Raw genomic sequence first — 25,592 nt, 5'->3', positions numbered from 1 at the left:
GCCGATCTGGCCATCAAAGCCTCAAGGATAGGGGGTCAACTTTGGACGCCTATCTCCCCGAGAAGGGGGTTAGTTTTGCAAGCCGGAACACAGGCCAGCAACGACTTGAGCCGCCGGTTCTCGTCCTCCAGCGTCTTCAGCCGCTGGGCCTCCGACACGCTCATGCCGCCGAACTTGGCCTTCCAGGCGTAGATCGTGCCTTCCGACACGCCGTGCTTGCGGGCCAGCTCACCCGCCTTCGCCCCAGCCTCGTTCTCCCGCAGGATCCCGATGATCTGCTCTTCCGTAAATCTCGCTCGCTTCATGTCCGTCCTCTCAAGGGCCGAACTCTAGCTCCGCGTGGAGGAAAAAATCAGGGGCAGGTCACCACCGCACGGCCAACCGGGCCCCCGGCGCAGACCTTGCCGTTGAAATCGTTCCGCCCGGCTCTGAAATCGACGACAAATTCCAAATGGCGCTGAAGGAAGTCGAGAAGCGCAAGTACCTGCCAGGCGAAGTGGTGAAGAAGGTCCGTGCTGAGGGCTGGAACCGTTTCACCATGGATAGCCACACGAAACTGTGGAAGCGGTTGAGTGCGAAAGACCCGGCCAAAGGCTATGGGGCTGTGGCGGTCGGGAATACGTGGTGCTGGTATGAGCCATGGGTGAACCGGGTGCTGGAAGAGTGCCAGCAGCACCCGGACCTTTATCGGCGACAGGCCCCCGCAGCCTAGTTACAAGGTGGCTGATAACCTGCAGCAGGTGATGCGCGTCGTCAGCGAACTGGCGGCCAAGGAACCGATCTTCACCTACGATATTGGCACGCCCCAAGTCAGAGTGGCACCGTATTCGGGTCTAGAGCAGTGTGTCTCGTTTCTGGAGGTACGCCAAAGGCGCCTGTTGACGCAAATTTGCCCCGGAAAAATTTCTTAGGCTCGGAGCAAGGGGACCACTCTTTGCTTTGTCCCACCTGAACAATATCCGGCCCACGCTTCCATCAACTTACGGCGCTTGTCGAACAGGTCGCCGCGACGATAGGCGGCCTCCGCCTTATTGGCGATTGTATGGGCTAAGGCCATCTCGCAAACCTCGTGGGAGAAGCCCGTCGTTTCCGAGGCCCAATCTCGGAACGTGGACCGGAAGCCGTGCACGGTGATGTCGCTTTTCATTCTCCGCAGCAGCATCGCCATGGCCATGGAGGACAACGCCGACGCCGATGGCGCGCCTCGGAAAACATGACCGACCGAGCCAGCCTCAAGTCGCTCGGCGACGATTTTCATGGCGCGGCCTGAGAGGGGAACGCGATGTTCGCGGCCGGCCTTCATGCGATCGGCGGGCACCGTCCAGATCTCCTTTTGGAGATCGATCTCATCCCAAGTCGCGCCCAGCACTTCACCCGATCTCGCGCCAGTTAGAATCAAGAACTCCAAGGCACGAGCTGCAACCGCACTGCGCGTGCGGAGATTGGCCATAAACTCGGGCATGAGGTCGTAGGGCAATGCCGCATGGTGCCCGCGCCTCAAGCGCTGCCGTTTGGGTAGGAGTTGGTTCAAATGGCCCCGCCACCGCGCCGGGTTCTCACCAGTGCGCAATCCTTTGGCCTTCGCCGCATCCAAGACATTTTCTATCCGCCCCCGTAGGCGCTCGGCCGTCTCGGGCGTGCGTGTCCACAGCGGTTGAAGGACATCCAGAACGTCCTGAGTGGTGATGTCGTTGACCGGGCGCTCGCGGATCGGCGCGGCGTACTTGGTGAGCGTCATCTTCCATTGTGCGGCGTGCTTGGCGTTGCGCCACGAAGGCTGCATGGCCTCGACATAAGCGTCGGCGCAGGCGCCGAAGGTCTGGACTTTGTCATCCCTAGCGCGCTCGACCTTGGGGTCGGCGCCCGACGCCAGCATCGCACGTAAAGTTGCCGCTTCCGCGCGCGCGTCCGCCAGGGAAAAGTCGCGCCGGCCTCCAAGCCCAAGTTCAACTCGCTTGCCGGCTCGCGTGTACATGAACACCCAACGCCGACGCCCGCTTTCATCGATCGACAAATAGAGGCCGCCGCCGTCGGAATGGCGGCCTGGCTTGTTGAGCTTCGCGGCTTGAATCGCGGTCAGCTTGTGAAGTGAACGTCCCATGCCAAGCCTCCAGCTTAGTTCGGCCCCACTTTGCAGAAGCCGCTCGGTCCCACTTCCGGCAGCCCCGGCCTGTCGTGCCGGCGAAATTCGCCGGCTCTCATTTTCGGCCCCACTTCGGGTCCCACTTTCGGTCCCATTTTGTACTCAGGATCGGGTGGGTAGCTGAGGGGCAGAGTGACACAGGCGCGAAAATTAGTCCATTATAATCAACGTGATAGTGGGTCTTTGTGGGACGCTGTGATGCGGTATGGGAATACTGGTTTGGCGGACTCTCTCACCGCCACTACTACCCCGATCATCATTCCTCCAACGCCTCGCTCAACGCCTTCGCGATCGCTCGGAGCGAGCGGATGAGCGTGCTGCGGCGGCGGTCTTGTTGGCAGACGAGGTAGCCGCGCAGGGGGTGTTGGCGGATCGGGCTGGCGAGGGGGCGGTAGGCGATGCGGGGGTCTGGGGGACATTCCGACGAGCAGAACAGGCTCACCCCAAGTCCCAGGGCCACCGCCTCGCGGATCGTTTCGCGGCAGTGCAGCTCCAGGGTCTCGCGCACCTCGATCCCGGCCGCGCCCAGAGCCTGTTCGGTGAAGGCGCGGGTCTTGGAGGTGGGCTCGCGGAGCAGCAGGGTCTCGGCGGCGAGCCGCTCGATGGGGGTGGCGTCCAGGGCGGCCAGGGGATGGCCGATCGGCAGGGCGACGCTCAGGCTGTCCGTGTAGAGAGGGTCGTAGGTGAACTGGCCGTCCGCCGGCGGGTCGCTGGCGATGGCGGCGTCGATCTCGGCCGCGCCCAGCCAGCGCATGGTCTCCCGCGCATTGCCCATCCGCACCTGCACCCGCGCCCCCGGATGTTGCGCGCGAAAGGCCGCCACCAGGCGCGCCACCTGGGGCGGGCTGTCGCCGCCGATCCGCAGCACGCCGCCGCGCACGCCGACCGCTTCGCCCAGCATGTCGTCGACATCCGCGGCCGCAGCGAACAGGCGCTCGGTCAGGGCGAACAGCTCGCGTCCCGCTTCGGTCAGCCTGAGCGGCGCGCGGCGGCTCTCGAACAGTGTGACGCCGTGGCGCTCCTCGAGCGCCTTCAGTTGTTGCGAAAGCGTGGGCTGGGCGACGTTCAGCCGGCGCGCGGCGCGGGTTACGCTGCCTTCGAGCGCAATCGCGTGAAAGGTGCGCAGGTGCTGGTAGTTGGCGGCCATGATCTGGAGAGCCCTAGGCGCGGCGCATGACGTCGCCGTGACGGGGCGCCCAGCGCAGCCGGTCGGCGGTTCGATAGGTCCGGCCTATGCCGCCCATAAGGGCAAACGCTTGGCGTTCAGCCTCACGGCGGCGCATGACGGTCCCGCCTTTCGCGGAGAGGCCCTTCCGGGCGACGATCGCGCCGCTTGAACGCCGGGGACCATCGCAGTGCGACAACCGTTCGATTTCGCCGTCGTCGGCGCCGGTATCGTGGGCCTGGCCCACGCCCTGGCCGCCGCGCGCCTGGGCAAGCGCGTGGTGGTCATCGACCGCGATTTCCAGGCCAATGGCGCCTCGGTGCGCAACTTCGGCTTCGTGACGGTGACCGGGCAGGCGCGTGGCGAGGTCTGGCGGCGGGCGCGGCGCTCGGCGCAGATCTGGGACGAGATCGCCGGCCCGGCCGGGATCGCGGTGCTGCAACGCGGCTTGACCATGGTGGCGCGCCGGCCCGAAGCGCGCGCGGTGCTGGAGGCCTTCCTTGAAACCGAGATGGCCGACGGATGCGCCTGGCGGGACGCCGACGCGCTGACCGACCGGCTGCCCGTCCGGGGCGAGGTTCTGGGCGCGCTGACCAGCGCAGTGGATCTACGGGTCGAATCCCGCACCGCTATTCCCCGTCTGGCCGCATGGCTTGAAGCCGCGCATGGGGTCACCTTCCTACGCGGGGTGGCCGTGCGCGGCGTCGAGACCGGACGACTGGAGACCGCCGCCGGACCGGTGCTGGCGGAGGCGATCGTGGTCTGTCCCGGGGATGACCTGATCACCTTGTTCCCCGACAGCTTCGCCCGCGCCGGGGTCACGCGCTGCAAGCTGCAGATGATGCGCCTGGCCGATCCGGGTTGGCGCCTGCCGGCCCCGGTGATGTCCGACCTCGGCCTGATCCGCTATCTCGGCTATGCCGACCTGCCGCAGGCCCGGGCGCTGTCAGCGCGGCTGAAGAGCGAGCAGGGCGCGCATCTGGAGCATGGCGTCCACCTGATCGTCGCGCAGAGCGCCGACGGCTCGCTGGTGGTGGGCGACAGCCACCACTACGCCCCCACGCCCGATCCGTTCAGCCGCGAGGATGTCGACGCGCTGATCCTCGACGAGTTCGCCGCCGTGTTCGGCCAGGCTCCGCCGCCGGTGCTGGAGCGCTGGACGGGCACTTACGCCTCGGCCAACCGGCATAGTCTCGTGGAAAGCCCCATGCCGGGCGTTCGCCTTGTGACCGTGACGGGCGGCACCGGAGCGTCGACCGCCTTTGGCCTGGCCGAAGACGTCATTTCGGGTCTGTTCGACCCGGTAACCCCAGGAGCCGCTTCGTGATGGTCAGCACCCTTCAAGCCGTGGTCTTCGACTGGGCCGGCACCATGATCGACTTCGGCTGCCGGGCGCCCGTCCTGGCCCTGCGCGATGTCTTCGCCGAGGCGGGGATCGAGGTCTCCGAGGCCGAGGCGCGCGCCGACATGGGCAAGGCCAAACGGGACCACGTGCGCGCGCTGCTGGCCGCGCCCCGCATCGCGGCGCTCTGGCGCGAACGCCACGGCGCGCCGCCGACCGAGGTCGACGTCGACCGGCTGCATGACGCGGTCGAACCCCTCATGCGCGCGGCCGCCCGCGACTGCGCCCAACTCATCCCCGGCGCCGCCGAGATCGCCGCCGTGCTGAGCGCCCGGGGCGTCAGGATCGGTTCGACCACCGGCTACACCCGGCCCATGATGGCCGACATTCTCCCCTTGGCCGCGCGCCAGGGCTACGCGCCCGAGGCGGTGGTTTGCGCCGGCGAGACGGCGGCGGGGCGGCCCTCGCCGCTGATGATGTGGAAAGCCCTGGTCGAGCTCGGCGCGTGGCCGGCCCGCGCCTGCGTCAAGGTGGACGACGCGGTCGTCGGGATCGCCGAGGGGCGCGAGGTTGGGGCCTGGACCGTGGGTCTCTCGGCGTCTGGCAACGGCGTGGGTCTGGACCAGGACAGCCTGGCGGCGCTACCCGCCGACGACCGGGCCCAACGGATCCGGGCCGCCGATGTGGTCCTGCGGGAGGCTGGAGCCCACTATGTGGTCGAAAGCGTCGCCCAGCTGGGTCCCGTTCTCGCCGAGATCGAGTCGCGGATCGCGCGGGGCGAGCGGCCGTGAAGCCCGCGCCTGTCGCGCGTCGTCTGGCGATCGGCGAACCAGAGAGGCTCTAGCGTTCCGGCCCCGCGCGCTATAGCAGGGCGCCCATGATCCGCCTCGACAACATCTCCAAGCAGAACGGCCACCAGATCCTGTTCATCGAAGCCTCGATGGGCGTCCAGAAGGGGGAAAAGGTCGGGCTGGTCGGCCCGAACGGCGCCGGCAAGACCACGCTGTTCCGCATGATCACCGGCCAGGAGCAGCCTGACGACGGCATCGTCTCGATCGATGCCGGGATGCGGATCGGCTATTTCAGCCAGGATGTCGGCGAGATGTCGGGCCAGAGCGCCGTCGCCGCCGTGATGGACGGCGTCGGTCCCGTCAGCGCGCTCGCCGCCGAGATGGCCACGCTGGAAGCCGCCATGGTCGATCCGGACCAGGCTGACCAGCTGGACGCCATCATGGAGCGTTACGGCGAGGTGCTGGAGCGGTTCCAGGAGCTGGACGGCTATGCGCTGGAGGCTCGCGCCCGCGAGGTGCTGGCCGGCCTCAGCTTCAGTCAGGAGCGGATGGACGCCGATGTCGGGCTGCTGTCGGGCGGCTGGAAGATGCGCGTGGCCCTGGCCCGGATCCTCTTGATGCGTCCCGACGGCATGCTGCTGGACGAACCGTCCAACCACCTGGACCTGGAAAGCCTGATCTGGCTGGAGTCGTTCCTCAAGAACTACGACGGCGCGCTGCTGATGACGTCGCACGACCGCGCCTTCATGAACCGCATCATCGGCAAGGTGATCGAGATCGACGCCGGTCAGCTGATCACCTATTCGGGCGACCTTGATTTCTACGACCAGCAGCGGGCGCTCAGCGAGGCCCAGCGCCAGGCGCAGTACGAGCGCCAGCAGGCTATGCTGGCCAAGGAGATCAAGTTCATCGAGAAGTTCAAGGCGCGCGCCTCGCACGCCGCCCAGGTGCAGAGCCGGGTCAAGAAGCTGGACAAGATCGAACGGGTCGAGGCGCCGCGTCGCCGCCAGACCGTCCAGTTCGAATTCCAGAGCCCGCCGCGCTCGGGCGAGGACGTGATCAGCCTGAAGGGCGTCCACAAGGGTTATGGCGAGCGGCCGATCTACCAGGACCTCGACTTTCTCGTGCGCCGTAAGGAGCGCTGGGCCGTGCTGGGGGCCAACGGCGCGGGCAAGTCGACCTTGCTGAAGCTGGTGGCCGGCGACACCAAGCCCGACCAGGGCGTGGTCAATATCGGTGCCAGCGTGAAGATGGGCTACTTCGCCCAGCACTCGATGGACCTCCTGGACGGCGAGGAGACGATCTTCGAATCGCTGGAGCGCTCGTTCCCGCAGGCAGGGCAGGGCGCCTTGCGGACCTTGGCCGGTTGTTTCGGCTTCTCGGGGGACGACGTCGAAAAGCCTTGCCGCGTGCTGTCCGGCGGCGAGAAAGCGCGTCTGGTCATGGCCAAGATGCTGTTTGACCCGCCCAACCTGCTGGTGCTCGACGAACCGACCAACCACCTGGACATGGTGACCAAGGAGATGCTGGTCACCGCGCTGGCTGATTTCGAAGGGACGATGCTCTTCGTGTCGCACGACCGTCACTTCCTGGCGGCGCTGTCGAATCGGGTTCTGGAACTGACGCCCGAGGGCGTTCACCAGTACGGCGGCGGCTACACCGAGTACGTCGCGCGCACAGGTCAGGAAGCGCCGGGTCTGCACCCCGGCGGCTAAGCCGGCGTCAGGACTTCGACGCTGCGACGTCGGGTGCGCCGGCCCATGGCGCGTCTTGGCTGACGATAGAATTCCCCCCGCAAGGCGAAACCGACGCGCGACATTGACCGCGTGTAATCGGTTACGGCCACGAAATGGGACGCAACCTAAGCGGCGCCATGGAAACAAAGTGCGCCCAGGTCGTGCTGGGCGGGTGGGCTCTTTCGACATCCTCGTCAAAAAATCCGCGCTGAAACTGAGCCGAAAAAAGATTGCTAGCGCTGTCAATTGGCCATTGCGGCCATTCGATACCGATGTTACCGCTAACTGGTCTCTCGTGCGTGGGTTATCGCCTGGCGTGCGCGAGCGGGAAGAGCGCTCCGGGAATGCTTCCGGACCGTAACAAAAACAGCGCCCCAGAGAGGGCTAATTAGGGGGAACGGCTATGAAGCGGCTTCGTCGCTTGCATGCGTCTGCCTCGTGCGTCGCCATCACGGCGGCCATGTTCGCCAGCCCGGTGCTGGCCCAGCAGGCTCAAGACAACACCGTCGATCAGGTCATCATCACCGGCATCCGCGCTTCGCTGGAGCGGTCGATCGAGATCAAGCGGACCAACTCGGGCGTCGTCGACGCCATCTCCGCCGAAGACATGGGCAAGTTCCCAGACACCAACCTGGCTGAATCCCTGCAGCGGATCACCGGCGTGTCGATCGATCGGACCAACGGCGAAGGCTCGCAGGTCACGGTTCGCGGCTTCGGCGGCGGCTTCAACCTCGTCACCCTGAACGGCCGCACCATGCCGACGGCCAACGTGGCCACTGTCGGCGGCGACCAGTCGTCCGACACCGCCGGCGGCACGAGCCGTTCGTTCGACTTCTCGAACCTCGCCTCCGAAGGCGTCACTACGCTGGAAGTCTACAAGACCGGTCGCGCGTCGGTGCCGTCGGGCGGCATTGGCGCGGCGATCAACGTCAAGACCCGTCGCCCGCTGGAGGGCAAGCCGGGCCTGACGGGCAGCCTCGGCGTCAAGGCCGTCTATGACCAGAGCATGGACAAGAAGGTCGATGATGGCGGCAGCAAGATCACGCCAGAAGTCTCGGGCCTGCTGAACTGGACCGACGAGAGCGAGAAGTTCGGCGTGGCGCTGTTCGGCGCCTACCAGAAGCGCGACTTCACCAGCCGTAGCGTGACGTCGAACGATTGGAACATCCGCACCTACGCGGATTTCATCAATCCGGCCAACGGCTTCGTCCGCAACGGCGGCGCCACCCAGATCACCGGCGCGCCGTCCAGCGGCTCGACCCTGGTCGCCATTCCGAACGACAGCCGCTACCACTTCTCGCAAGGCGAGCGTGAGCGGATCAACGGTCAGCTGACCGCGCAGTATCGTCCGACCGAGAACCTGACGATCACGGCTGACGCTCTGTACGCCGTGAACAAGTCGTTCGAGCGCCGCAACGACAGCACCAACTGGTTCAACCGTCCGTTCGACAAGGTCACCTTCGACAACAACCCCGTCGTCGCGACCGCCGTGCTGCTGCAAGAACAGCTCAGCGGCACCAAGGACATGGGCTTCGAGCAGCAGTACCGCAGCAACGAAGACACCCTGAAGTCCTACGGCCTGAGCGCAGAATGGGACCTGTCCGACCGTCTGCGCGTCAAGCTGGACGGCCACATCTCGAAGGCCGACTCCGGTCCGCACTCGTCGAACGGCACCAGCTCGACCACCGTTTCCATCGGCGCGCCGATCGTTTCGTCGCACTCGGTGGACTACAGCGGCAAGGTTCCGGTCCAGTCGATCACGATCAACGACGCGGCTCCGCGCGGCAACGGCAATGGCGCTCTGGACGCCGGCGACCTGGGCAGCCAGGTGGCCCGTACCTGGACAAACAGCCAGCAGCACGAGATCAAGGAAATCCGCGCCGACGTCACCTACGACCTCGACGACAACGGCAGCCGCTTTGATTTCGGCTTTAACTACCGCACGTCGAAGATGGTGCAGGCGGGCAGCTCGACGCAGCAGGATCTGGGCAGCTGGGGGATCTCGAACCCCCGCGACGTGGCGCAGTTCGCCCCGGGCCTGGTCAAGGCCTTCTGCATGGCCTGCCAGTTCAACGAGTTCGATCTGAAGCAAAGCGGCGCCGGCCTGGTGTCGTTCCGCGCTGACGCCATCGACCTCTACAACGCGATGTCGAAGGCCTATGTCGCCCGCGGCAACGCCGTGGCGATCACGGGTCAGGCCAACAACCGCGTCGACGAAGACATCCTGGCCGGCTACGCGCAGGTGACCTGGAAGTCGGAATTGGGCGGTATGCCGGCCACTCTGGTGACGGGTGTCCGCTATGAGGAGACCGAGGTCACCTCGACCTCGCTGGTGCGCACGCCCAGCGCGATCGTCTGGACGGCGGACAACGACTTCCGTCTCGACACCTCGGCGACCTACGCGCCGCTGGCCGGCGAGGGCAAGTACTCGAACCTGCTGCCGGCCCTGGATTTCAGCGTCGACCTCCGCGAAAACCTCGTCGGTCGCTTCTCGTTCAGCCGCACGATTGCGCGTCCGGACTATGGCAACCTGTTCGCCGCTCAAACGGCGGGCACGCCCAACCGTCCGGTGGCCAACGGCGCTATTCCGCTTGGCACCAGCGGCAACCCGGACCTGGAGCCGCTGATCTCCGACAACTTCGACGTCTCGCTCGAGTGGTACTACAAGCCCAGCAGCTACATCACGGCCGGCTTCTTCGAGAAGCGCGTGAACAACTTCGTGGGCACCGGCACCGTTTCGCAGAACCTGTTTGGTCTGCGTGACGTCAGCTCCGGCGCGGCGGGCACCCGTTCGGGTAACGCCAAGGCGATCCTGACGGCCATCGGCGCCGACCAGACCGACGTGAACCTGTTCACGATGACGGCCCTGCTGCAGACCACCGGTTCGGCGGCCGCAGCCCAGGCTCAGTTCCAGGCCAACCGTGGCGTCACGGGCGACCTGAACCAGGCCTTCGTGGACCAGATCCTGGCGGCGGTGGATATCTCGCCCAACAGCACCGATCCGCTGTTCAACTTCCAGGTCTCCAAGCCGATCAACAACAAGACCGGCAAGATCCACGGCTTCGAAATCGCCGCGCAGCACTTCTTCGGCGACACCGGCTTTGGTGTGTCGGGGGCGTACACGATGGTGCGCGGCGATGTGAGCTTCGACAACGGCGCAAGCCCGTCGCAAGATCAGTTCGCGCTGCTGGGTCTGTCGGACACGGCCAACGCGACCCTGATCTACGACAAGAACGGGATCTCGGCCCGGGTCGCCTACAACTGGCGTGACAAGTTCCTGCAAGCCACCAACCGTGGCGGCTCGCGGAACCCGGTCTATGTCGCGCCCTTTGGCCAGCTGGACATCAACGTCAGCTACGACGTGACGCCGAAGCTGGCGATCTCGCTGGAAGGCATCAACCTGACCAAGGAAAGCCTGCGGACCTACGCTCGCGATCCGAACCAGCTGTGGTTCGCTCAAGAGCTGGATCGCCGCATCCTCCTGGGCGCGCGCTACCGCTTCTAGTCGGAAGTCCTAGAAGCAAGGATGGGGTCGCCGCTTGCGGCGGCCCCATTATTCCTTTGAAGTCAGCGTATCCAGTGTGGGTGGGCGTTCATGAACCGTGTGCTTCTTAACAATGTCGATCATGCTGATCTGCGGGTGATCGCGGCCCACGGCGTCGACTTCGGCGATGGCGTTAACCAGACCCTGCTGTTGCCAACCGAGTTCGAAGCCGCGCAGCGCGAATATCCGATCCTGATCCTCAAGGACCCTTCGGGCGCCTATCAGGCTGTGGCGCTGCTGGGGCTGGACCGGGACGAAAACCTTTTTCTCGACGAGACGGGCTGGAACGCGCGTTACATCCCGGCCGTGCAGCGTCGCGGACCCTTTTCAATCGCCTTGCAACGCGACGAACGCGGCGGCCAGCCTCGGCCGATGATCCATGTCGATCTTGATCATCCGCGCGTGAGCCGAACGGAGGGCGAGCGCCTGTTCCTGCCGGCGGGGGGTAATTCGCCCTATCTGCAGAGCATCAGCCAGACCCTGGGCCAGATCCACGACGGGCTGGAGATCGCTGGCCCGATGTTCGCCGCCTTCGAGCAGTACGGCCTGATCGAGCCGATCGACATTGAGATCAAGCTCGACGATCACGCCAGCTACGACGTGCCCGATGTCTTCACGATCGCGCCGGATCGGCTCAACGCGCTGACCGGCGAGGCGCTGGAGCGGCTGCATCAGTCTGGCCTGCTGCGCGCCGCCCAGTGGGTCGTCTCGTCGATGGGCAATATCGAGGAGCTGATCGCTCGCAAGAACCGTCGCCGGGCCAGTCTGGCATGACCGCGCTGACGGCGAAGCGCACGGTCGAGGCCACGGTGGCGACGCCGGCCGAGATCCCGTTCGACGCCGTGCTCGCCGGACAGACGCCGATGCTGTTCAAGGGCCTGGTGGGGGACTGGCCCATCGTGCAGGCTGGGCTTCAATCGCCTCACGCCGCTCGCGACTATATCCGCGCCCATGGTCGCGGCGTCCGAGTGGTGGGCTATACGGGCGACCCGGGCATCAAGGGCCGTTTCTTCTATGACCAGGCCCTCACGGGCCTGAACTTCAAGGCCGAACGCGCGAGCCTGGAGGATCTTCTGGGGCGTATCGAGGCTGTCGAGGGCCGTGACGACGCGCCGTCGATCTATATCGGCTCCACTGATCTCGACGCCTATTTCCCGAGCCTGAAGGTCGAGAACGATCTGGACCTGGGTCCCGAGGTCTATGGTCCGCAGCCGCCCATGGCGGGGATCTGGATCGGCAACCGAACCGTTGCGGCCGCCCACTACGACATGTCCAACAACATCGCCGTCTGCGCGGTGGGCCGCCGTCGTTTCACGCTGTTTCCGCCCGATCAGGTGGCCAACCTGTACCCTGGGCCGCTCGAGCCAACGCCGGGCGGTCAGGTCGTCAGCATGGTCAACTTCCAGAACCCGGATTTCGACCGTCACCCGCTGTTCCGCGAGGCCCTGGCCAGCGCTCAGGTCGCCGAGATGGAGCCGGGCGACGTGCTGGTCTACCCCGCGCTGTGGTGGCACCAGGTCGAGGCGTTGGGCGACTTCAACGTGCTGATGAACTACTGGTGGAACGCCGCGCCGGCCTTTGTCGATACGCCGATGACCACGCTGCTGCACGGCCTGCTCAGCCTGCGCGACCGGCCGGATTTCGAGAAGCGGGGCTGGAAGGCTCTGTTCGACTATTACGTGTTCGGCCCCGGTGAGCGGGCTGGCGCGCATCTGCCCGAGGCGGCGCGCGGGCCGTTGGGCCCGCTGGACGAGTTCAAGGCCCGACGCCTGCGCGCCTGGCTGATCGACCGGCTGAACCGATAGCCATGTCCAGAAAAGAGGAAGCCATGGAGTCCCAACGGGTCCGCAAGGTGGTGATCGCCGGGGGCGGCACGGCCGGCTGGATGGCCGCAGCGGCGCTGGGCCGCCAGCTGGGTTCGCTGCTCGACATCACCCTGGTGGAGTCCGAGGACATCGGCACCGTCGGGGTGGGCGAGTCGACCATTCCGACGGCGCGCACCTTCAACGCCCTCCTGGGCATCGACGAAGCCGAGTTCATGCGGGCCACCCAGGCGACCTTCAAGCTCGGTATCTCGTTCGAGAACTGGGGCGAGATCGGCGACCGCTACATCCACTCGTTCGGCCAAGTGGGAAAATCCACCTGGATGGGCGGCTTTCATCACTTCTGGCTGGAGGCCGTGGCTCAAGGGTTCGGGCGCGATCTGGGCGACTACTGCTTCGAGCTGAAGGCGGCCGAGGCCCAGCGGTTCTATACGGGCGAGGAGAGCCCGCTGAACTACGCCTATCACCTGGACGCCGGCCTCTATGGGCAGTTCCTGCGCAAGATGGCGGAAGCGGACGGCGTCCGCCGCGTCGAGGGCAAGATCGCTAGCGTCCGCCAGCGGGAAACGGACGGTTTCGTCGACGCCCTGGTCATGGAGTCCGGCCAGTTGGTCGAGGGCGACCTGTTTATCGACTGCACGGGCTTTAGGGGCCTGCTCATCGAGCAGACCCTACAGGCGGGCTACGAAGACTGGAGCCACTGGCTGCCGACCAACAGCGCGCTGGCGGTCCAGACCCGCTCTACCGAGCCGGCGGTTCCCTACACCCGCGCCATTGCCCATCGCGCCGGCTGGCGCTGGAAGATCCCGCTGCAGCATCGCGTTGGCAATGGGCTCGTCTATTGCAGCGATCACATGTCGGACGACGAGGCGATGGACATGCTGACCCGCGAGATCGAGGGCGAGACCCTGATCTCGCCGCGTCTGATCCGCTACCGCACCGGCCGCCGTCGCAAGACCTGGGACAAGAACGTCGTGGCGCTGGGCCTCTCCAGCGGCTTCGTCGAACCCCTGGAGTCAACCTCGATCCACTTGATCACGATCGGCGTGACACGGTTGATGCAGCTCTTCCCGTTCGGCGGGATCAGTCAGGCGGTCGTCGATCGCTACAACCGCCAGGCTGATGACGAGCTGGAGAAAATCCGCGACTTCATCATCCTGCACTACAAGGTGACCGAACGCACCGACAGCGCGTTCTGGGACCGCGTGCGGACCATGGATATTCCCGACAGCCTGGCCCACCGGATCGCTCTGTTCCAGGAGAGCGGCCATGTTTTCCAGGCCCCGGGCGAGCTGTTCCAGGTCGATTCCTGGCTGCAGGTGATGCTGGGGCAGCGGATCATGCCCAGGACCTATCACCACATGGGTCGGATGATGCCGCCGCAGCAGTTGATGCAGGCGCTGGACGACCTGAAACGCAACATCGCCGGCGCCGTGTCGCGGCTGCCGCAACACCAGGCGTTCCTCGATCACTATTGCGCGCCGCCGGTCAGCAAGAGCGCCTGAACCGGGGCGCTCTACTGCGGCAAGGGCGCGAAGAGCTTCTGCAAGGTCGCCCCGATGCGCGCCGCGGCGGGGTCTTCCGCCGGCAGGCCCATGGCTTTCAGTTCGCCTCCGATGCGCCGGCCAACCGCTAGCAGCGGGCGGCTGGTGACTTCGGCTTGCGCCAGGGTCTCGACCGCTTCGGCGTATCGCGCGGCGTTGAGGGTCTCAAGCGCCCAGGCCCGGGCGGCCTTGCCGGTGTCGCGCCGCAGGGCGTCGTCGGAAACCAGTCGCTCCAGCGTCGATCGCAGCTCGTCGACCGCGATGTCACCGTCGATCTTGAACACGAGGTCGTCGGGCAGTTCGCCGTAGAAGCCGGCGCGGGCGACCACCGTCGGGCGGCCGCTGAGCATGCCTTCGCAGGCCGAGCCCGAAGCGCCTTCCAGCACCGGCTTGCGCAGCGCGACCATGATGTCGGCCTCGTCCAGGCGTCGGTCCAGGGTGTCGTCGTCCACGGCGCCGTCGATGACCAGGTTCTCGAAGCCGACCTCAAGCGCGAGCGCTTCGAGCCGCGTGCGCTCTTCATCGGAGATCGGCCCGACCAGGCGGTAGACGCAGGCCTTCAGCGCCTCGGATCCGCCCAGCGCCTGGATGACGTCGGCGACTCGCTTGTTGGGGTTCATCACGCCGACGGTCGTGATGGTGAGCTGCGACTTCGCCTTGGGCGGTCCCGGCGGGGTCGCGCGATCGGGGCAGCACAGCGGCGTCACCGCGACGGGGCCAAGGCAAACGGCTTCCAGCTTCGGCGCGTAGAAATGAGCGTGCGCCAACGCGGCCTCGCAGCGGCCCGCCAGCCATTCGGTCATCGGCAGGTGCTGGGCGATCTCGCCCATGTCCAGCATCTGGCCCGAGCGCACGGCCACCGCGTACGGCTGCGCGGCCGGCCCGTAGGTGGCCACGATCTCGGCGTCGTGACGCCGATAGTCCAGGCCGTTGTAGTACAGCCAGCCCGAGAACAGGTTGTAGATGTAGAAGTCGTGAAAGATCCCTAGGCACGGCGCGGCGTCCAAGATCGCGAAGACGCCGGCGTGGAAGGGATAGTTGTCGCCGATATTGACCACGACGACGTCGAACTCGGCCCGCAGGCGGTTCAGATCGTAGCTACGCCAGTGGTGGACGGGCAGGGCGGTCGGATGCAGCGGCTCGGCCGGATCGTTCTGGTCCTCGCAGCGCAGGATCTCGACCTGGTGCCCGCGCGCGGCGAGCTGCTTGGCGACCTCGGCGCTGACACGGCCAATGGACGAGCGCAGGACGAAGGGCGTCACCCAGCAGATCTTCATCGGGCGGTCCTAGCGGTTCAGCAGGCGCTTCTCGGCGTCGCCGCCGGCGCGCACGAAGGCGATGTTGGCCGAAACGACCTTGGCGGCGGCCTTGGCGTTGGTCTTTACGCAGTCGCTGCGGGTCTCGTCGATCATGTAGGGGGTGAAGCCCGCGTCGCCGAACGCCTTGAACCACTGGGCCGGCGTCTGGCCGACCCGCTTCAAGTGCTCGGGCCCAAACTCGGCGACGACAGCCAAGTCCGGGTTCTTGGCGATCACGCCCTTCATGCCGGCCAGAACGTCCAGCTCGGCGCCCTCGACGTCGATCTTGACCACATCCAGCCGCTGGGCCGGCGCCACGTCGTCCAGGCGCACGACCTCGACCTCGACGGTGCGGGCTTCCTCAGCGTCGGGCAGGGCGTAGAGCGAGCTGTGGCCGATGATGTCGCTGACGTGGAACGTCAGGCGACCAGCGCTTTCGCCCACGGCCTGATCGCGCACCTCGACCCAAGACAGGCCATTGAGATGTTTCATTTTTTCGAGGTTTGAGCGGGGCACGGCCTCCGGCTCGAAGGCGATGACGCGACCGCTGGGGCCGGTCGCCCAGGCCATGACCAGGGTGAGGAGGCCGATATTGGCGCCGACATCGGCCACCACCATGCCCGGCTGGATCAGGCGACGCAGCACGTCGCCGGTCCCCGGCTCGAGGCCTCGGCTGGTGGCGTTGGCCAGCATGGTGACGAAGGTCGGCAAATGGCGCGGCGCCATCACGTAGCCGTCGCGCATGCGGATCGCCATCGACTCGTCGTCATAGGCGATCAGCGGCCGCTGCTTGATCTCCAGCTCATCGAAGCGCGGGCCGAACAGGGCGGGCAGGGTCTCAAGATGGGTGACGGAGGTCGCGGCGATCCCCTCGATCGCGAACAGGCGCTCCGAGTGCGTCCGCGCGATCTGGCCCTGCTCTTCGGCCATGCGCTCCTGCCGCAAGGCCAAGGCGTCCTGCGCCGCCAGCATTGCGGTCAGCTGCTGGCCATGACCGTTGGCCAGAGCGGCCAGGGCCGAGACGGATCGGCCGTGCTCGACCGCCAGCGCTTCCAGTTGTCGCTCGAGCTGAACGACGTGAAGCCGCGTATGGCGCAGCTCGTCCAGCAAGGCATGGCTCAGCGCGCGTTGCTCGCCCAGTTCATGTAGTACGGGGGCCTGCAGATATCGCCGCCCATAGTCGGCGACGCGGCCGAACAGTCGGGCGGCGATCCGGCGAGGTAGCGCCAGACGGCGACGCCCCGGCGCGGCTGCGGCCGTCGGTGCGCCATCGGCGGGCGAGGGGGCTTGCTCGGCGCCCGACGGCGCGACCTCGGCGCTCCACGACGGCGCGGGCGCCATGGCGGATCGTATCGCAAGATCAAGGCGTGGCGGACGCAAGGGAATTCTCGTGAACTGGAGCGACGGCGTCCGACGATGAAAGCCGGATCGGCCGCACTATGGCAGGCGCATGGTCGCGAGGCGAGGGATAGCGGGCGGCGCGGCGGGGTGAGCCGGCGCGCGGCGCCTCAGGTCAGGCCGTCGTGGTGCAGGAACGCCGACTGCGCGCCCACCAGATTGACCGAGCTGCCGTCGAAGAAGGTGAACGTCATGCTGGTCATGTGGTCGATCGTCTCGGGCGCGCTCGTCACGCGGCTGTCGAAGATCACGACCTGCAGGCCCTTCAGCATCATCGACACCTGGTCGGTGTGTGCGATGAAGTAGTCGACGAACTGCTTGACCAGCTCCTGGCTGGCGAAACCGCTGAACGCCGGCAGAGCCGGCTTCGGCTGTGCGACGGGCGCGGGGGTCGGATCCACGGACACCGGCGGCGGCGTCGGGTCGACCGGCGTCGGAGTCGGCGCCGCGTTGTCCACCGGCGCGGGCGCATTGTCCTGCGCCGGAGGCGGCGTTTCGACCGGCGGCGCGGGGATCGGCGTGCTGGGCGTGCCGCTGACCGGCGCGCTGGGATCGGTGACCACGCCGTAGTGCGGTCCGCGCTCGATCATGTCGAGCAGGATCTGCGGCAGCTTCTCCACCTGGATGACCGCCACCTGCTCCGACGCGGCGCCGGCCACCAGGGTGCGCACCAGATGCACCGCTTCGACCTCGGCCGAGCCGCTCGCGGCGAAACGCACGTCGATGGTCCACTGGCCGATCTGCGACAGGTTCTGAGCCGCGCTTTCCAGCCCGGCCGAAGCCACGGTATTCGCCGCGCCGCTGTCGGCATGCGCGAAGGTCTGCTCCGGCGTCGGCAAGGTGCTCAGCAGCGCCACCAGCGCCAGCACCGAAGACACCGTCTCGGCCGGCGTGGGCGCCGGGGCGGTGACCGGCGTCGTGCTGACCGAGCGCGTCGCCAGGTTGATCGTGCCGTCGACGGTGTGGTCGCTGAAGTCCAGCGCCGCCGCCGCTTCGGCGATGGCGTCGCGCGCGGCCGGGGCGAGGCTGGTCGAGTCGACCTTGATCTCGGCCGCCATCATCGCCGCGGCCAGGATCATCACGGCCTGGCTGACCGGGACCTGGGCCGAGACGCCGACCTGCGGCACGGCGGCCGCGCCGCCGGTGATGCTGGCCGGCGAGCTGGTGCTCAGCAGGGTGGGGCGGTGGGCGGTGGCGGGCGGGTTGGACGCGCCGCTCTCGGCCGCGCGCGCCTCGCCGCTCTTGAAGAAGGCGGTGCCGACGATCGCCACCAGCAGGGCGGCCGGGTGGATCGACACGTTGTCGCCGCGCTCGGGACGCTTAATCAGCGGGTGGCGGGCAACCATGGTGCGCACCAGGGCGCTGAAGTCGAAGCCACGCGCGACTTCTTCATACGCCGGACCCGCGATGATGTACTCGCCGTCGATCCGCGCGAAGTGGATCACCACCTCGTTGTCGTCGGCGCGATAGAAGATGAACCAGGGGTCGTTCTCGTCGCTCATCCCGCGGTCGGTGCCGACGCGGATGCCGGCGCGGATCAGCGCGCTCTCCACACGGTAGAACTCAGCCAGCTCCTGCTGCGTCCAGTCGCTGTGACTCGGCTGGATGCGCGGCGCGCGCTGAAAGAACGAAAGGACCTGTGCGGCCATGCGTCGGACGGTTCCCCACGCGTTGAGAAGGCGACCGTCCCCCCGGACAGTCGGGCGTTACCCTAAACGAACTATTCTTCGCCGAACAGGATTTCGTAGGTGATGGGATCGTAAAACCGCATCAGCTCCCGCACGAACGCTCGCTCCGGCGTGCCCAGAGCCGCCGCCCAGTCCCGATAGCGGTCCGGCGGAATGCGGCCGCGGCCGGTCTCCAGCTGCGAGATGAAGGTGTAATAGTCGGCGCCGACCTTTGCGGCCAGCTGGCGCTGCGACAGGCCGGCGGCCTCGCGCATCTCCTTCAGCCATCGACCGCCTTCGCGGCGAAGGTCCTGGACCTCCGGGGCGCTGCGACGTTGTGGGTTGCCGTACATATTATAAAGCCTTGCTAGCCGGGCGACGCGCGAGACAGCCCGCGCGACGGGCGAATTCGCATTATCCTATAGCGCATTCCGAAGGGGGGTACAAGGAACGCTATATAGCCATTTTGCTGTACCGGTTACGAAAATGCTGTACGGCGCGATTTCGGCTATTGTCGACGTATGACGTTTGCTCTATAGGCATCTCTGCTCCCATGCGCGCCAAACGGTCGCAGGGGGTGTGGGATTTATTTTGGGAGACAGGCAACATGCCTTATACGATCACCCAGCTGTCGACGTTCTTCACGAACGCGAACGCTGGCACTGCTCCGACGGCCGCTCAGCTGACCGGCCTTCAGAGCATCGCCAACCAGAACGCCACCGGCACGCTGAGCGACGCTCAAGCGCTGCAGTCGGCCATTGACATGGGCTCGGACGTCACGACGGCCGTCAGCGTCCAGTCGTACCAGTTCTTCCTCGGCTTCGCTCCGAGCGTCGCCGGTCTGAAGGCTCTGAACGCCGCTTACACCGGTTCGGGCGCCCAAGCCGGCCTGAACGGCGAAAACCGCTTCATCGCGCAAGCCGTTTCGCTGGCTCTGCAAAACCCGACCGCCAAGGCCAGCTTCACCGCCGCCTACGGTTCGTCGTCGGTCGCTGACGCCACCGCCGCTGCCTACAACGTGATCATCGGCAACGCCGCCGCTGCCGCCGCTGGCGTCAACGTCGCCAACGCCGTGGCCTTCCTGTCGAGCGCTTCGTCGATCGCTTACTTCGAAGCCTTCGTGAAGGCGAACGTCCCGGGCCTGGCCGCGGCTGACGTCTCGCTGGCCGTCAAGGCCGCCATCGTTGGCGAAATCATCTATCAAGCCACGATCTTCAACAACGGCGCTGGCCTCGGCTCGTACGCGACCGCCGCCAACAACCTGGTGAAGGACCTGGCTGACGACGGCGCTCTGACCGCCGACAACGCCAGCGGCATCTCGCTGTTCGACAACTACGGCGTGAGCCCGGTTGCTCAAACCCTGACGCTAACCACGGCTGCTGACACGCTGAACGGCGCTGCTGGCGCTGACACCTTCGTCGCCACCAACACCACCCTGTCGGCTGCTGACAGCCTGACGGGCGGCGCTGGCGTCGACACCCTGAACTACGCCTCGAACGGCAACGTCGCGGTGAACCAAGCCGGCTTCAAGGCCGCCGGTATCGAAGTCTACAACATCACCAGCGACGCTGGCGCTGGCGCTGTGGGCGGCACCACCTTCGACATGTCGGGCGTCACTGGCGCTACGCGCATCGTCAACGACGACAGCTCGTTCGACCTGACCCTGACGGGCCTGAATGAAGCCGCGACCCTGGTCGTGCGCAACACCAGCCAGTCGACGGCCACCGTCAACACGACCGTCAACTACAACGCCGCCGTCGTCGCCGGCACGACCACGAGCCAAGCCCTGGTTCTGGAAAACGTGTTCGACCCGGCTCAAGCGGCTGGTACGGCTTCGAAGTCGGCCGTGACCGTCAACGGCGTTGAAATCTTCAACGTGACGGGTTCGGGCACCACGACCTCGAACCTGACGGCTCTGGTCTCGAACACCCTGACCACCGTCAACATCGACGGCGCGAACGGCGTGAAGATCGACGCCCTGACCTTCGCCGGCGCCACCGGCACCGTCGACGGTTCGAAGAACACCGGCGGCATCAACGTCGTCATGACCAACTCGGGCGCCGTCAACGCGACCGTCACGGGTGGTACGGGCGCTGACCGCGCTGACTTCTCGAACGGCTTCGCCACCGGCGACTCGTTCAACGGCGGCGCGGGCACCGACACGGTCGTCCTGAGCCAAGCCGTGGCCACCGGCAGCACCGGCGGCGTCCTGACGGCCGTTGAAGTCCTCGAAGTTTCGGGCGGCGGCACGGGCAACGTCAACCTGGCGAACTTCGCCTCGATCGACACCGTCAACTACACCAGCACCGGCCAAGCCAACGGCGCCAGCCTGCAAGGCGCGACCACGATCACCAACGCTCGTGCGACCCTCACGGTCTCGCAAGACGCTGGCACCGTCGGTCAAACCCTGTCGGCCGGTCTGGCGACCAACGGCGCTGCCGACAACCTGACGCTGAACATCAACAAGGTCGGCGCCGCTGACGCTGTTGGCGCCATCACGGCCGCCAACTGGGATGTCATCAAGGTCAACGTGGCTGACGACGCTGCTGTCGCCGGTCAAGGCACCCTGACCTCGGCTGGTCTGACCGCCGCTAACGCGACGTCGATCACGCTGGCCAGCGACGCCAATGTCACGTTCACCGGCGCTGTCGGTGGCGCGGCTCTGACCAGCTTCGACGCTTCGACCGTCACGGGTAAGATCGACTTCACCGCCACCACGATCACGACCGCCGTTGGCGGCGCGACGATCAAGCTGGGTTCGGGCGCTGACCGTCTGGTTGTCACCAACTCGGGCACCGCCACCGGCGGCGACACGATCACCCTCGGCGCTGGCGCCGACACCGTGATCTACACGGCGCTGGCTCAGTCGACCGACAAGTCGACCGACACCATCACCGACTTCGTGTCGGGCACCGACAAGCTCGACCTGATCGGCCTCGGCCTGACCAGCGGCGTGCAGTTCGTCGGCGTGCGTTCGTCGTTCGCTCTGGCTCAGGGCGCTCTGACCACCGTTACGACCGATGGCGTTCAAGCCGTGTTCCAGGCTGACACCAACACCCTGTGGCTCGACCTCGACTCGAACGGCCAGCTGGACCAGAGCGACTTCCGCGTCATTCTGACCGGCAACAGCACGATCACCGCCGGTGATCTGAGCCTGGGCCTGACGGGTAACTCGATCACGCTGAACGCGCTGGCGGCCAACGTGAACCTGACGACCCAGACGGGCGCCACCGGCGTCACCACGAATGACAACGACACCGTGACGACCACGATCGCCAACCTGAACGGCGCCGTTGCCCTGAACGCTGCCGCTGGTACGAACGACGTCCTGGTTGTTTCGGACGCCGGCACTGTCGCCATCGCGGCGGCCGTGACGAACTTCGAAGGTCTGACCCTGGCCAACGGCACGAACACCGTGTCGGCCGCTGCGGCTTCGACCATCAAGAACATCACGGGCGGCACCGGCGCCGACACCGTCACCCTGACCAACTTCGCCACCGGTGGTGCGGTTTCTCTGGGCGGCGGCGTGGACGTCGTCAATGGCGCCACCAAGGCGTTCGTTGAAGCCACCGGCGCGTCGTTCGACGGCGGCACCAGCGGTACCGATGTCGACGTCTTCAACGTGGCCACCGGCGGCATTGCCAACGGCGGTACGCTGAACCTGACGAGCGTCAGCAACTTCGAATCGGTCGCCATCGCTGCTGCTGCGGCTGGTGTTGCCTATACGATCCAGGGTGCGACCGCGGGTTCGGACGGTCTGGGTTCGGGTATCACGACGTTCAGCGCTGACTCGTCGAACGGCACTGTCAGCGTCAACACCACGGCTGCTAAGGTTGCCGGGATGACGGGCGGCATCACCAGCGCCGGCGGTGGCACCGTTGCTGTGACGCTGACGACTGGTGGCGCTCTCGACCTGACGAACGTTGCCTTGAACAACACGGTGACGATCACGGGTTCGGCTACGGCGACGACCTTCACGGCTAACTCGGGTGCTAAGGCTCTGGCTATCCGTGGCGGCGCCGCCACCACCGACGTGCTGAACATCACGGCGGACGCTGGCACCATCAACCTGAACACGGCTTCGACGGGTATCGAAACCGTCAACATCAACGCCACGCAAACGGGCACCATCACGATCAACGCCAATACCACGGCGGTGACGTCTGGTTTTGCTTCGACCGTGACGCTCTCGGGTGCTGCTACCTTTACGGGTACGGGCGCTGCTGCTCAGACCGTTAACGCTGCTAACGCGGCGACGACGGCGAACTTCTCGAGCACGGCCGCGTTCACGTTCAACGGTAACGCCGGTGGCGCTGTCGACACTGTCAACGTGACGGGCGCCGGTAACGGCACCGTGAACGGTGACGCCGGTAACGACGTTCTGAGCCATGCCTCTTCGGGCGCTGTGACTTTCAACGGCGGTGCTGGTAACGACTCGGCCACTGTTTCGGGCGCGGGCGCTCTGACCTTCGTCGGCGCCGCTGGCACCGACTCGGTCACCGTCACCGGCACCGGTGCGGTCACCTTCACGGGTGGTGCTGACATCGACACGGTTACGCTGAACGCCACGGGTACCACCGTTGACACGATCGTGTTCAGCGATGGCACGAACGCGGGTGGTAGCAACGGTATCGTCGCGGTTGCCGACCGTGACGTGATCAACAACTTCAACGTCAACAACGATAAGATCCAGCTGGACCTCAACGCCACCACCGCTGCTACCGGCGTGGGCGTCCAACCGGTTCTGCAAGTGATCGGTGCTGCCGGTAACGCCAACGTCGCTTCCGCGACCGCTGACGTCACGGTGTTCAACTTCGACCTCGGCGGCACGACCGCTGTGATCGGTGCGGGCACCGACGGTACCGCTCTGATCGCTAACGTCGGTACGTTGACGGCCGCCAACGCCGGCGACACCGGCTACATCGTGGCCTACGACAACGGTAACGCTTACCTGTACTTCTACAACTCGAGCGCTGCCACCGCTAACACGGCGATCACCGCGGACGAGATCTTCCTCGTCGGTACCTTCAACGGCGTCGCCGTTGGTGGCATCGGTGCGGCCAACCTCACCCTGGGTGCCTAATCGGCAACCGGGAACGGCTCGGGCTTCGGCCCGAGCTGGACTATCGGACCCCGTCGTTCTTCGGAACGGCGGGGTCTTTTTATGCGGGAAGGGTCGCGTCTCAGGGGAGTGGGCGACGCGCGGCTCGCGCGCAAACGCCCGGCGGCTTGTCGCTTGTCACAAACTGTGATTTAGCGGCGGGCGGGCGCGATCCCGCCACATTTGCGTGATGAACAGCCCCGACCAAACGTAAGCGGCGCCGAAATGGTGGCCGACTTGAAAGCAGCGCATGATTTTCTCCCGTCGCGTCGATAAGCCCACCGTCCTCGATATGGCCGTGGTGGCCATGCGGCCCGCGCTGATCGCGGCCATGGTGTTCAGCTTCTTCATCAACATCCTGGCCCTGGTCAGCCCGCTGTACATGCTGCAGGTCTATGACCGCGTGCTCAGCAGCCGCAACGTCTCGACCCTGGTCGTGCTGACCCTGATCTGCGTCTTCCTGTTCCTGGTCTATGGCGCGCTGGAAGCACTGCGCACCCAGGTGCTGGTGCGCGGCGGGCTCAAGTTCGACGCCATGGCCCGCGACCCGATCTTCAAGTCGGTGCTCGACTCCACCCTGAACAAGCGCGGCTCCGGCGGGCAGGCGTTCCGTGACATGGACTCCGTCCGCGAGTTCATGACCGGCGGCCTGATCGCCTTCTGCGACGCGCCCTGGACGCCGGTGTTCATCATCGTCTCGTGGATCCTGCACCCGTTCTTCGGCGTTTTGGCCATCATCGCCAGCATCATCACCTTCGGCCTGGCGGTGATGAACGACCGGGCCACCAACAATCCGGTGACGCTGGCCACCATGGCCTCGATCGCCGCTCAGAACGACGCCAGCGCCACGCTGCGCAACGCCGAGGTCATGAAGGCCATGGGCATGTGGGGCGGGCTGCAGGCGCGCTGGCGCGTGCGGCGCGACGAGCAGGTGGCCTGGCAGGCCGCCGCCAGCGACGCCGGCGGCGCGGTGATGTCGGGCATCAAGGTGTTCCGCCAGATCGTCCAGACCCTGATCCTGGGCGGCGGCGCCTATCTGGCCATCAAGGGCGAGATCTCGCCCGGCTCGATGATCGCCGGCTCGATCCTGGTGGGTCGCGCCCTGGCCCCCATCGAAGGCGCCATCGGCCAGTGGAAGGGCTTCATCGGCGCCCGCGGCTCGTGGGACCGCCTGCAGGCCATGCTCCGCGCCGAGGCCGACCGCACCGATCACATGGACCTGCCCGAACCGCGCGGCGTCCTGTCGGCCGAGGCCGCCTCGATCGTCCCGCCCGGCGCCCAGGCCCCGACCATGCGCCAGGCCAGCTTCCGCCTCGACGCCGGCACGGCCCTGGCCATCGTCGGCCCCAGCGCGGCGGGCAAGTCCTCGCTGCTGCGCGGCATCGTCGGCGTGTGGCCCTGCGCGGCGGGCGTGATCCGTCTCGACGGCTACGACCTGCGCCAGTGGGACCCCGAAAAGCTGGGCCGCCACATCGGCTACCTGCCGCAGGACATCGAGCTGTTCTCCGGCACCGTGGCCCAGAACATCGCCCGCTTCGGCGAGTTCGAGGCCAATGACGTGATCGAGGCCGCCAAGATGGCCGGCGTCCACGAGATGATCCAGGCCCTGCCGGACGGCTACGACACCGCCATCGGCGAAGGCGGCGCCTCGCTGTCGGGCGGCCAGCGCCAGCGCCTGGCCCTGGCCCGCGCCCTGTTCCGCCAGCCGGCGCTGATCGTGCTAGACGAACCGAACGCCAGCCTCGACCAGGTGGGCGAGGCGGCCCTGACCCAGGCGATGGCCAAGCTGAAGGCCGCCGGCCGCACGGTCGTGTTCGCCACGCACAAGGTCAACATCCTGAGCCAGGCCGACTACATCATGGTCATCAATCAGGGGGTGATCTCGGACTTCGGCGAGCGGGACGTCATGCTGGCCAAGCTGATGGGCGCGCAGCCGCCCCAGCCGCCCCAGCCGCCGATCCCCGCGCCGCAGCGCGCGAACTGACGTCCGCCGTTCCCCGTTTTACCGGCGCCGGTTCCCTGGCGCCTCTTAGGCTCAAG

The 25,592-nt window shown here is 66.5% G+C and carries 17 protein-coding genes and 1 pseudogene; 11 read left to right on the top strand and 7 right to left on the bottom strand.

Annotated elements, in window-relative coordinates; translation table 11 throughout:
* Positions 1 to 92: 92 nt before the first annotated feature.
* Positions 93 to 305 (bottom strand): annotated as a pseudogene (locus CSW63_RS17645) (transposase); the annotation flags it as partial.
* A 146-nt stretch (positions 306 to 451) separates the two neighbouring features.
* Between CSW63_RS17645 and CSW63_RS17640 the strand changes: the two are divergent.
* Entirely contained in the window at positions 452 to 712 is a 261-nt protein-coding gene (locus CSW63_RS17640; protein ID WP_099503161.1) for a hypothetical protein, read from the top strand.
* 195 nt (positions 713 to 907) lie between these two features.
* Here CSW63_RS17640 and CSW63_RS17635 read toward each other — a convergent pair whose 3' ends face one another.
* Positions 908 to 2,101, bottom strand: a complete 1,194-nt coding sequence (locus CSW63_RS17635; RefSeq protein WP_099503163.1) for a site-specific integrase — start codon at positions 2,099 to 2,101, stop codon at positions 908 to 910.
* 298 nt (positions 2,102 to 2,399) lie between these two features.
* Positions 2,400 to 3,290, bottom strand: a complete 891-nt coding sequence (locus CSW63_RS17630; protein ID WP_099503165.1) for a LysR substrate-binding domain-containing protein — start codon at positions 3,288 to 3,290, stop codon at positions 2,400 to 2,402.
* On the opposite strand from CSW63_RS17630, the gene CSW63_RS17625 reads away from it, so the two are divergent.
* From CSW63_RS17625 to CSW63_RS17590, 8 genes are all read left to right on the top strand, one after another.
* Positions 3,289 to 3,480, top strand: coding sequence for a hypothetical protein (locus tag CSW63_RS17625; protein WP_099503167.1), 192 nt, complete (start codon positions 3,289 to 3,291; stop codon positions 3,478 to 3,480). The two genes, CSW63_RS17630 and CSW63_RS17625, sit on opposite strands and share 2 nt — an antisense overlap.
* 18 nt (positions 3,481 to 3,498) lie before the next feature.
* On the top strand, positions 3,499 to 4,635 hold the full coding sequence (locus CSW63_RS17620) for a TIGR03364 family FAD-dependent oxidoreductase (protein WP_099503168.1): 1,137 nt from the start codon (positions 3,499 to 3,501) through the stop codon (positions 4,633 to 4,635).
* Positions 4,635 to 5,441, top strand: a complete 807-nt coding sequence (phnX, locus tag CSW63_RS17615; RefSeq protein WP_099503170.1) for a phosphonoacetaldehyde hydrolase — start codon at positions 4,635 to 4,637, stop codon at positions 5,439 to 5,441. The genes CSW63_RS17620 and phnX overlap by 1 nt, the downstream gene beginning before the upstream one ends.
* 86 nt (positions 5,442 to 5,527) lie before the next feature.
* A complete protein-coding gene (locus tag CSW63_RS17610; RefSeq protein WP_099503172.1) occupies positions 5,528 to 7,156 on the top strand; it encodes an ABC-F family ATP-binding cassette domain-containing protein in 1,629 nt (542 codons plus the stop codon).
* Positions 7,157 to 7,580: 424 nt separating this feature from the next.
* Positions 7,581 to 10,682 (top strand): TonB-dependent receptor, encoded by a 3,102-nt coding sequence (locus CSW63_RS17605; RefSeq protein WP_099503174.1) that lies wholly within the window; start codon positions 7,581 to 7,583, stop codon positions 10,680 to 10,682.
* A gap of 90 nt (positions 10,683 to 10,772) precedes the next feature.
* Positions 10,773 to 11,495: a SapC family protein gene (locus CSW63_RS17600; protein WP_099503176.1), complete on the top strand. Its 723-nt coding sequence runs from the start codon at positions 10,773 to 10,775 to the stop codon at positions 11,493 to 11,495.
* Positions 11,420 to 12,526 (top strand): cupin-like domain-containing protein, encoded by a 1,107-nt coding sequence (locus tag CSW63_RS17595; RefSeq protein WP_168193682.1) that lies wholly within the window; start codon positions 11,420 to 11,422, stop codon positions 12,524 to 12,526. The genes CSW63_RS17600 and CSW63_RS17595 overlap by 76 nt, the downstream gene beginning before the upstream one ends.
* Before the next feature lie 23 nt (positions 12,527 to 12,549).
* Positions 12,550 to 14,049 carry a tryptophan halogenase family protein gene (locus tag CSW63_RS17590; protein WP_099503180.1) on the top strand — a complete coding sequence of 500 codons (1,500 nt, stop codon included), beginning with the start codon at positions 12,550 to 12,552 and terminating at the stop codon, positions 14,047 to 14,049.
* Between the two features lie 11 nt (positions 14,050 to 14,060).
* On the opposite strand, the gene CSW63_RS17585 is transcribed toward CSW63_RS17590, so the two are convergent.
* The 4 genes from CSW63_RS17585 to CSW63_RS17570 all read right to left on the bottom strand — a co-directional run bounded on the left by CSW63_RS17585 (position 14,061) and on the right by CSW63_RS17570 (position 18,804).
* Positions 14,061 to 15,365: a glycosyltransferase family 4 protein gene (locus CSW63_RS17585; protein ID WP_099503182.1), complete on the bottom strand. Its 1,305-nt coding sequence runs from the start codon at positions 15,363 to 15,365 to the stop codon at positions 14,061 to 14,063.
* Between the two features lie 9 nt (positions 15,366 to 15,374).
* The gene (locus CSW63_RS17580) at positions 15,375 to 16,727 is read right to left on the bottom strand and encodes an FkbM family methyltransferase (protein ID WP_099503184.1); all 1,353 of its coding nucleotides are present in this window, start codon (positions 16,725 to 16,727) and stop codon (positions 15,375 to 15,377) included.
* 167 nt (positions 16,728 to 16,894) lie between these two features.
* Positions 16,895 to 18,433, bottom strand: a complete 1,539-nt coding sequence (locus tag CSW63_RS17575; RefSeq protein ID WP_099503186.1) for a hypothetical protein — start codon at positions 18,431 to 18,433, stop codon at positions 16,895 to 16,897.
* Between the two features lie 71 nt (positions 18,434 to 18,504).
* On the bottom strand, positions 18,505 to 18,804 hold the full coding sequence (locus CSW63_RS17570) for a helix-turn-helix transcriptional regulator (RefSeq protein ID WP_099503188.1): 300 nt from the start codon (positions 18,802 to 18,804) through the stop codon (positions 18,505 to 18,507).
* Positions 18,805 to 19,058: 254 nt separating this feature from the next.
* Here CSW63_RS17570 and CSW63_RS17565 point away from each other — a divergent pair, with 254 nt between their 5' ends.
* Together CSW63_RS17565 and CSW63_RS17560 are read left to right on the top strand one after the other, a co-directional pair.
* Positions 19,059 to 23,534 carry a M10 family metallopeptidase C-terminal domain-containing protein gene (locus tag CSW63_RS17565; protein WP_099503190.1) on the top strand — a complete coding sequence of 1,492 codons (4,476 nt, stop codon included), beginning with the start codon at positions 19,059 to 19,061 and terminating at the stop codon, positions 23,532 to 23,534.
* A gap of 268 nt (positions 23,535 to 23,802) precedes the next feature.
* Entirely contained in the window at positions 23,803 to 25,536 is a 1,734-nt protein-coding gene (locus tag CSW63_RS17560) for a type I secretion system permease/ATPase (protein ID WP_099503191.1), read from the top strand.
* The last annotated feature ends 56 nt before the right edge of the window (positions 25,537 to 25,592 follow it).

Source organism: Caulobacter sp. FWC26 (assembly GCF_002742645.2).
Taxonomy (GTDB): domain Bacteria; phylum Pseudomonadota; class Alphaproteobacteria; order Caulobacterales; family Caulobacteraceae; genus Caulobacter.
The sequence above is the reverse complement of the archived record's forward strand: the minus strand, read 5'-3'. Positions and strand labels throughout refer to the sequence as shown.

What these genes read in the sequence shown, in the direction of transcription:
- CSW63_RS17640 (WP_099503161.1), top strand. Translation starts at nt 452, where the DNA reads ATGGCGCTGAAGGAAGTCGAGAAGCGCAAGTACCTGCCAGGCGAAGTG.
- CSW63_RS17635 (WP_099503163.1), bottom strand. Translation starts at nt 2,101, where the DNA reads ATGGGACGTTCACTTCACAAGCTGACCGCGATTCAAGCCGCGAAGCTC.
- CSW63_RS17625 (WP_099503167.1), top strand. Translation starts at nt 3,289, where the DNA reads ATGATCTGGAGAGCCCTAGGCGCGGCGCATGACGTCGCCGTGACGGGG.
- CSW63_RS17630 (WP_099503165.1), bottom strand. Translation starts at nt 3,290, where the DNA reads ATGGCCGCCAACTACCAGCACCTGCGCACCTTTCACGCGATTGCGCTC.
- phnX (WP_099503170.1), top strand. Translation starts at nt 4,635, where the DNA reads ATGGTCAGCACCCTTCAAGCCGTGGTCTTCGACTGGGCCGGCACCATG.
- CSW63_RS17610 (WP_099503172.1), top strand. Translation starts at nt 5,528, where the DNA reads ATGATCCGCCTCGACAACATCTCCAAGCAGAACGGCCACCAGATCCTG.
- CSW63_RS17605 (WP_099503174.1), top strand. Translation starts at nt 7,581, where the DNA reads ATGAAGCGGCTTCGTCGCTTGCATGCGTCTGCCTCGTGCGTCGCCATC.
- CSW63_RS17600 (WP_099503176.1), top strand. Translation starts at nt 10,773, where the DNA reads ATGAACCGTGTGCTTCTTAACAATGTCGATCATGCTGATCTGCGGGTG.
- CSW63_RS17590 (WP_099503180.1), top strand. Translation starts at nt 12,550, where the DNA reads ATGGAGTCCCAACGGGTCCGCAAGGTGGTGATCGCCGGGGGCGGCACG.
- CSW63_RS17585 (WP_099503182.1), bottom strand. Translation starts at nt 15,365, where the DNA reads ATGAAGATCTGCTGGGTGACGCCCTTCGTCCTGCGCTCGTCCATTGGC.
- CSW63_RS17580 (WP_099503184.1), bottom strand. Translation starts at nt 16,727, where the DNA reads ATGGCGCCCGCGCCGTCGTGGAGCGCCGAGGTCGCGCCGTCGGGCGCC.
- CSW63_RS17575 (WP_099503186.1), bottom strand. Translation starts at nt 18,433, where the DNA reads ATGGCCGCACAGGTCCTTTCGTTCTTTCAGCGCGCGCCGCGCATCCAG.
- CSW63_RS17570 (WP_099503188.1), bottom strand. Translation starts at nt 18,804, where the DNA reads ATGTACGGCAACCCACAACGTCGCAGCGCCCCGGAGGTCCAGGACCTT.
- CSW63_RS17565 (WP_099503190.1), top strand. Translation starts at nt 19,059, where the DNA reads ATGCCTTATACGATCACCCAGCTGTCGACGTTCTTCACGAACGCGAAC.
- CSW63_RS17560 (WP_099503191.1), top strand. Translation starts at nt 23,803, where the DNA reads ATGATTTTCTCCCGTCGCGTCGATAAGCCCACCGTCCTCGATATGGCC.